This is a genomic window from Streptacidiphilus jeojiense, assembly GCF_000719095.1.
GTDB classification, from domain to species: domain Bacteria; phylum Actinomycetota; class Actinomycetes; order Streptomycetales; family Streptomycetaceae; genus Streptacidiphilus; species Streptacidiphilus jeojiensis.
Genome location: NZ_JOEH01000050.1, coordinates 26149 through 33322 on the forward strand (window position 1 = coordinate 26149; position 7174 = coordinate 33322).

General features: G+C 73.3%; 5 protein-coding genes. All 5 read left to right on the top strand.

The window, feature by feature from the left end:
- The first annotated feature begins 509 nt into the window (after positions 1-509).
- Positions 510-1364 (top strand): conjugal transfer protein, encoded by an 855-nt coding sequence (locus IF29_RS0139655; protein WP_198037679.1) that lies wholly within the window; start codon positions 510-512, stop codon positions 1362-1364.
- A gap of 14 nt (positions 1365-1378) precedes the next feature.
- Positions 1379-1699, top strand: coding sequence for a hypothetical protein (locus tag IF29_RS0139660; protein WP_051726639.1), 321 nt, complete (start codon positions 1379-1381; stop codon positions 1697-1699).
- Positions 1696-2253 (top strand): hypothetical protein, encoded by a 558-nt coding sequence (locus IF29_RS42900; RefSeq protein WP_037598502.1) that lies wholly within the window; start codon positions 1696-1698, stop codon positions 2251-2253. Before IF29_RS0139660 ends, IF29_RS42900 begins: the two co-directional genes overlap by 4 nt.
- Positions 2254-2289: 36 nt before the next feature.
- The gene (locus IF29_RS0139670; RefSeq protein WP_030266815.1) at positions 2290-4926 is read left to right on the top strand and encodes an ATP-binding protein; all 2637 of its coding nucleotides are present in this window, start codon (positions 2290-2292) and stop codon (positions 4924-4926) included.
- The coding region (locus tag IF29_RS0139675; protein ID WP_157624170.1) for a hypothetical protein at positions 4923-7174 on the top strand (2252 nt) is incomplete at its 3' end. The genes IF29_RS0139670 and IF29_RS0139675, both read left to right, overlap by 4 nt.

A 7174-nucleotide genomic window follows, 5' to 3' on the forward strand; every position in this document is an offset into this window, starting at 1 on the left:
ACGCCCCGTAGCAGGCACACCGCAGTTGCGTTGGTACTCCGTCATGGAGCCGCCGAGAGCGGCTCCGGTCGCCTCTGGGTTGAAGACCGGTCAGGGCTGGTGACTGAGTAACCAGTTCTGTACCCAGTGCAGGTCAGGAGCGGTATTCCGGACCGCAGCCTGTCCCACGCCGAGGGGGCCGGGGGCCCGGTTACTGAGCTGTCACCAGTGCCCCGTTGTCGTCTTGTGATGGTGGCCGGGTGAATCCGGTCACCGGGGCGGTGACCGGCCAGGGGTTGAGTCAGGGCAGTAGATCCGCCGCTTCCCTGGAAGGTCCCCCCATGCCCCGATCACCCGCTCCGGCGCCCGTCCGTGACACGGAACCCGATCCCATTGCCCCGCCCCTCGCCGGCACCGGCCGGGCCCACGGCCGCGGACTCCTGGTCCGGGTCGGCGTGTGGGCGGCGATCGCCGCCGGCCCCCTTGCTCTGTTCGCATCGTGCTCTGCGAACGCCGCCCCGGGGGCTGCCGTGCGCACGGCGCAACCGACCGCACGCGCCACGGCCGCGCTGGACCCGGCTGGCTTCGCGCAGATGTTCGTGTCGCTGTGGCTGCGCGCGGACGCCTCGACCGATGACGCGCGTGCGCGCGCATTGCGCAGTATGGCCCCCGGCGTCGCGCTGCTGACGGATGCGCAGAACGCGCAGGGTGCGCGGACGGTCGAGCAGTGCGCAGCGGTGCGCAGTGCGCAGATCGCTCCGGGCTACTGGTCGGTGGTGGTGGGCGTCGAACTGGACTCCGGGTCGGCGGTGCAGCTGCGCTACTTCGCGGTGCCGGTCCAGGTCGCCTCCAGCACGGGCACCGGCGCGTTGGGGTCCTTGACGGTGGCAGCCGCGCCGGCCGAGGTCGGGCCTGCGGCGGCGGGCAGTGCACCACAGACCAGGTACCCGGCCGCGGTCGCCTCGGACTCGGCGCTGGCCGCTTCGACGACGGCGTTCTTGTCGGCGTACCTGACCGGGTCGGGTGTGCTCTCCCCGCTTCTGTCCCCGGGGATGCAGCTCGCCTCGCTGCCGGTGGCCCCGTACGCCGGGGTTCAGGTGGTGCAGGTGAGCGCTGACCGCTCGGGCTTGGACGGGGCGGTGCCTGCGGACGGGACGGTGGCCGAGGTGTGGGTGCAGGTCACCGCCACGGATCCGGCCGGGACGCAGTGGCCGTTGCAGTACGCGCTGCGGATGCGGGCGCGGGCCGGCCGCTGGGAGGTCGCCGCACTGGAACCGGGCCCGCAACTGGCCAGCACACCGGCCGCCCCCTCCACTGCTCCGTCTGTGGTGCCGTCGACGGCGCCGTCGGGCGCCGCCCCCAGTTCCTCACCGTCCGCCTCGTGAATCCGGAGACCACCATGCATGCATCTGTCGACCTGGCTGCCGGCGCCCTGCAGAACCTGGGCAACAACTTGATCGCGATGTTCACCGGCTGGGCGCCGGGGGCCTTGGAGGCCGCCGGGGCGGTCATCGTCGTGGTGACGATGGTCCGGCGCTTCAGCCTCAAGGCCGGCATCGGCGCCCTGATCGCCTTCGTACTGGTCCTGGCGATCTTCCAGGACCGCAACAACATCGCGAACGTGTTCACCAACCAGATCCAGTCCGCCTCCACCACCAACGGCCTGGGCGCACTGCCGGGCCACAGCGTGGTCCGGTTGCCGTCGGGCGCCGGCCGGTGAGCGCGGGCGAGCAGCTGGTCGTCGCGCGCTCCTACACCCGCGCGCGGCGGTGGCCGTGGGTGCTGGGCAAGCTCGGCGAGCTGAGGCTGCCGCTGGGCCCCTACACCCCGGCCCAGTTGGCGGTGGCCGGGGTGGGCACCATCGTGCTGATCCGCAGCTACGCCTGGTGGGCCCCGGTCCTGGGCCCGCTCCCTGTTGCTCTGCTGGGGCTGGCGGTGTGGGCGGCGCGCTCGGCGCGGATCGGCGGCCGGGTCCCGGCCGCCGCCCTGTGGGGCATCGCCCTCGCCCTGGCGCAGCCGCGGGCCGGGCGGATCGCGGGACGCACCGCCCGGGACCGGCCCCGAGCGGATCTGCTCGGCGGCTTCCACATCACCGACACCGTCACCGGTGCAGTGCTGCCGCGGCGCGCGGTCACCGCGGCGCCGCATGCGCAGCGGTTTGCGCAGAGCGCGCGCACCGACGCGGCGCCGGTGCGCAGCACTGCGCAGTCCGCGCAGGGGGTCGGTGTGCAGACGGCGCTGCAGCGGCTGCTCGCCGCCCAGCGCGATCAGTAGGGGCAATCCAGTCGACGTGTGGTTGAAGGAGGAGCGATGCGGGTTCCGATGCGGCATGTGGTGGACAACTTGATCTGGACGGTGCACGGAACGGTGTGGGCGGTGTATCAGGTGACGCCGGTGGCCTCGCGGTTCGTGCCGGCCCGCACCCGCCGGGAGCTGGTGGGCCGGTTGACGTCGATGGTGCGTCAGCTGTCCGGGTCCCCGCGCTGGTTCGGTCTGTGCGCGCAGGTCGATGAGGGCGAGGTGGTGGCGCGGATGGTCGAGGGGGTCGACCTGGGCCAGCGCCCGGCGTGGGAGGAGGTCGCCGACGCGTCGCTGTCGATGCTGTGGGGCGCGGAGATGTACCGGCGCACCCACTGGCTGGCGATCCCGCTGCGCGCGCCTTCGGCGGTGGCCGAACTGCAGGCCACCGTGGCCAGCGCCTGGAGCGAGGTCGGCGACCTGCTGGGACTGGCGCCCGGGCGGGTGAGCGCGGGTGAGGTCGACGCCTACCGCCGGCGCGCCCAGAACCTGTCCGCGCAGCTGGCCGGCGGACCGGTGCTGCGCCCGGCGAAGGCGGCGGAGATCGTGTGGATGGTCCAGCACGCGGTCCACCGCGGCCTTGAGGAACCGCTGCTGGTCGCCGCCCAGGCCGCGACCACCGGCGGGGGCCGGGTGGTCGGGGACACACTGCACTCCCCCTCCTACCAGGGCCTGGGCCAAGTCCGGCTGGCCGAGGGCGGTCAACTCGGCGCCGCAGCCACGCCCGACAAGGACGGGTCACGGGCCTGGTGGAAGCGCCGGGACGGAACCTCCCCGGTGCTGCGGCGATGGCTGGAGGTCGAGAGCGAGCAGGGCTGCTCCTACCAGGCCCACCTCGTCATCGGCCAGCAGCCCGGCACCGTGGTCGCGCAAGCGGCCGACGTGCTCGCGCAGCTGGAAGCCCTGCCGTTCCCGGTGGACTACGTGGTGGACTTGCAGATCGTGCCGGCCGAGAAGGCGAAGGTCTCGGTACGCCGCAAGAAACGCGAACTGGTCGACCAGGCCGAGCAGTACGGCGCGGAGACCTCCGGCCTGCCCGAGGCCATGTTCAGCGCGGCGGGCGAACTGGGCGAGGAGAGTGCGCGCCTGGAGCAGACCGCCAGCGAGGTCGAGGTCCAGGCGGTCACGGCGCTGACGGTGTGGGCGGACACCCCGTCGATGTGTGAGCAGCGCGCCCGCACCCTGGCCGGTGCCCTGGAGGGCGGGGACTATCAGGTGATCCGGCCGATCGGCGGTCAGGAGTCGCTGTTCGCGCTCGGTCTGCCCGGTGCGCCGGCAGCACCCCGGTTGCGGGAGTTCCGGCAGGTCGAACTGTCCGAGGACTGGGCCATGCGCGGGGCGGGAACCAGCATCGACCTGGGCGACGCGGTCGGGGCCCTGGCCGGGTTCTCGATGGACTGCGGCACCGCGCGCCCGGTGCTGATCGACCTGGCCGGGGCGCCGAACCGCGACGTGTCCGCGTCCATGGGCGTGGTCGGCGAGCTGGGATCGGGCAAGTCCGTCTTCGAGAAGGCCCTGTCCAGCGCGGTGGTGGACCGCGGCGGTCAGGCCATCGTGGTGGACCGCACCCCGCTGCGCGAGTGGGCCGCGTTCGCCACCGCCGCAACCGCAGGCCGCGCGCAGATCGTCGACGCGGCCGCCGCCGCGGTGTCCATCGACCCGCTGCGGCTGTTCCCGGCCGGCGACGGCACCCGCTGGGCGATGAGCTACCTGACCCTGCAGCTGGGCGTGGGCCCGATGACCCCGGCCGGGGCGCTGCTGTCCCACGTGGTGCAGAAAGTCGCCGCCGGATCCGATCCCAGCATGCATGCGGTGCTCACCATGCTGGAGGCGATGGCCGCGGACAGCGATGTGCCCGGGGTGCGCGGCGAGCATGCGGCCACCCTGGCGGACATGCTGCGGATCGTGGCCCAGGACCGGCTGGGCGCGATGGTCTTCGACCCCGGGCTTCCGCCGCTGCGCTGGCAGGACCTGGACGGCGACATGGTCGTGGTCACCACCGCAGGCCTGACCCTGCCCTCCACCGCGGCTCTGGCCAAGCCCGAACTGCTGCGCCAGCAGCCCCTGGAGGCATTGATCGGCCGGGCCGTGCTCTACCTGGTCGCCGCCGTCGCCCGGCAGGTGGCCTTCACCGACCCGTCCCGGTTTTGCCTGATCGCCCTCGACGAGTGCTACTGGCTGACCGCCTCCACCGAAGGGGCGCAGCTGGTCCACGAGATCGTCCACGACGGCCGCAAGCACAAAGCAGGGGTCCTGCTCGGCTCGCACGACCCCGAGGAACTGGGCAGCGAGACCACCCGCGGACTGCTGGGCTACAAGGTCCTCATGCGGCACACGGACCCGGTACTGGCCCGCCGCGGCCTTACCTTCCTCGGCCTGGACGACACCGACACCCTGCTGCAGGACGAGGTCACCGGCCTGTCCCCGCGGAACCAGGACGACCGCAAAGGCGAGTGCCTCCTGCGCGACTCCAGCGGCCGCACCGGCCGGATGCGGGTAATGATCCCCCCGGTGGCCCGCATCCGTGCCAAGATCCACACCACCCCCTCCGGCCCCGCACCGCTACGCGCAGCCACCCGCCCACAGGAGCTGCCCCCGGCAGGCGCCTCGCTGGCCAAGGCCAAGCAGGTGCAGGGGGGTGGGCGATGAGGCCCGGGCGGCACCGCGGACGGGTGTTCGGGCGACTGGTGGGCTGGCGGCCTGCGCGTCCCGGGCGGCGGGAGGTCTGCACCGTCAGCGTCACCGTGCTGCTGTTCCTGGTTACCAGCGTGCAGGTCGCCTCCGCTGCCACGCCGGGCGGCGCGGCGGCCGGCGGGGGCGGGTTCCTGGGACCCTTCAACGTCTCCTCCGCCGAGAACATCCCCCTGGACCACTACGCCCTGGTGTCCGACCCGGGCGGGGTGACCAGCTTTCAGCAGGAGGCCCAGTCCTACCTGATGTCCGGCCTGTTCGCCCTGGTCCGTATCGTCGTCGGCCTGGAGTGCTGGCTCATCCACTGGGCCTACAGCTTCCCCCTGGTCCAGTCCGTGGCCAGCACCGCCCAGCAGCTCTCGGACGCCTACCGCGCCGACGTCATCGCCCCGCTGCAACTGCCCGGCATGCTCCTCGCGTGGGCGGTGGTGGTCTGCTCGGTCATGATCCTGCGCGGCAGGACCGGCCGCGGCTTCGGGGAACTGTGCCTGACCTTCACCATCGTCGCGGTCGCCTCCAGCGCCCTGTTGCGCCCGGACGTGATCCTGGGCAGCGGCGGCCTCCTGGACCAGACCCACCAGGCCAGCCTGGAGGTCGCCGCCATCACCACCAACCACGGCGCCCCACCCGCAGCGGACGTGACCGCGAGCGACATCTCCCTCCCGCTGCAGAACACCCTCACCACCACCTTCGTCGTCCAGCCCTACCAGCTGCTCCAGTTCGGGCGACTGATCCCCGAAAGCGACCCGGCCTACCCCGCCTACAAGGCCGCGGTCACCATCGGACCGTTCAACACCGACGCCCACGCCAACCCGGCCGCCGGCTGCATCCCGCTGCCCGGCCCCGGCGGCGACGCCTACTGCAAAGCGGGCGCTCCCTCCAAGCCCAACTGCTCCGGGCTGGTGGGCACCGGCCTTGCCGTGTGCGAGTCCGGCAACGGCTCCAGCACGGGCAACGTGCGCTCCTACACCGACCTGGCGAACGGCTTCAGCAAGGTCGACCCGGCGATCGCCGCCTATGTGGGGCCGCCGTCCTGGGACCGGGTGATCGGCGCCCTGCTGCTGCTGTTCGCCGTCCTGGTAGTCGCGGTGATGGTGCTGGCGATGGTGCTGGCGATGTTCTCCGCCCAGTTCGCCGACGCTGCCCTGGCCTCCTGCTCCTACGCGGCGCTGGTGTGGGCCACCCTGCCCGGGCCCAGCCGGGCCGTGCTGTGGCGCTGGGTCGGTTCGTTCGTGTCCTCCGCATTGGTGTTGTTCGTCGCCGCGGTGTTCCTGCCCCTGTTCGGGGTCGCCGTCTCCGCGTTCCTGGAAGGCGCCGGCACCGGACTGGTGCCGCGCCTGGCGATGGTCGACATCCTGGCGCTGGCCGCCCTCGGCTTCCACCGACGGCTGATGGCCGGAGCCGGAGCGGCCGGGTCCCGGCTGGCGAACCGGCTGCGGTGGGCCCGCATCGGCGGCGCCGGCTCCGGCGACGACGCCACCCGCACCGGACAGGTCATCGCCGGCGCCCTCTCCTCCGGCGGCCACGGCGCCGGCAGCACGCGGGGGCTGGGGCTTGGGTTCGCTTCCGGCTCCCCCGTCCACGCGCACCTGCAGCGCCGCGCCCACCTGCTGTCCACCGCCCACCACCTGGCCGACGTCCCCGGCATCCCGCTGCACCCAGGTCGGCTGCTGGGCGACATCCGGCGCGAAGCCGCCCACGGCATTGCCCCGCTCACCGGCGCCGCACGCGGCGCCCGCCACCTGTGGCGGGGCCGCGAACTGAGCCCCGCCGAGTTCGAACGCCGGCGCATCCGCCCCGGGGCCGGCGGCGGACTCCCCGTCGGATCGCGGCTGCACAACCGGCTCATCACCACCCGCGGCGGCCGCACCCTGCTAGCCACCGGACGTACCGCCTGGGGCTCGACCCTCGGCCTGCCCGCCGCCTGGACCCGCACCCGACGCCGGGCCGACGCGGTTCGCCGCGACGCCCGCGCCCAGTACGAGCACTACCGACTCGAGGGCCGCAACTACTGGCGCACCGAAGTGATCCCCGGAGCCCGCGACCACCGCCCACCACTCCCCCACCCCCGCCCTCCCCGCCGCCTGGACCCGCACCCGACGCCGGCCCGACGCGGTTCGCCGCGACGCCCGCGCCCAGTACGAGCACTACCGACTCGAGGGCCGCAACTACTGGCGCACCGAAGTGATCCCCGGAGCCCGCGACC

Bases quoted from the DNA above. Each gene is read 5' to 3' on its own strand.
- IF29_RS0139670 (WP_030266815.1), top strand. From the start codon at position 2,290: ATGCGGGTTCCGATGCGGCATGTGGTGGACAACTTGATCTGGACGGTG.
- IF29_RS0139660 (WP_051726639.1), top strand. From the start codon at position 1,379: ATGCATGCATCTGTCGACCTGGCTGCCGGCGCCCTGCAGAACCTGGGC.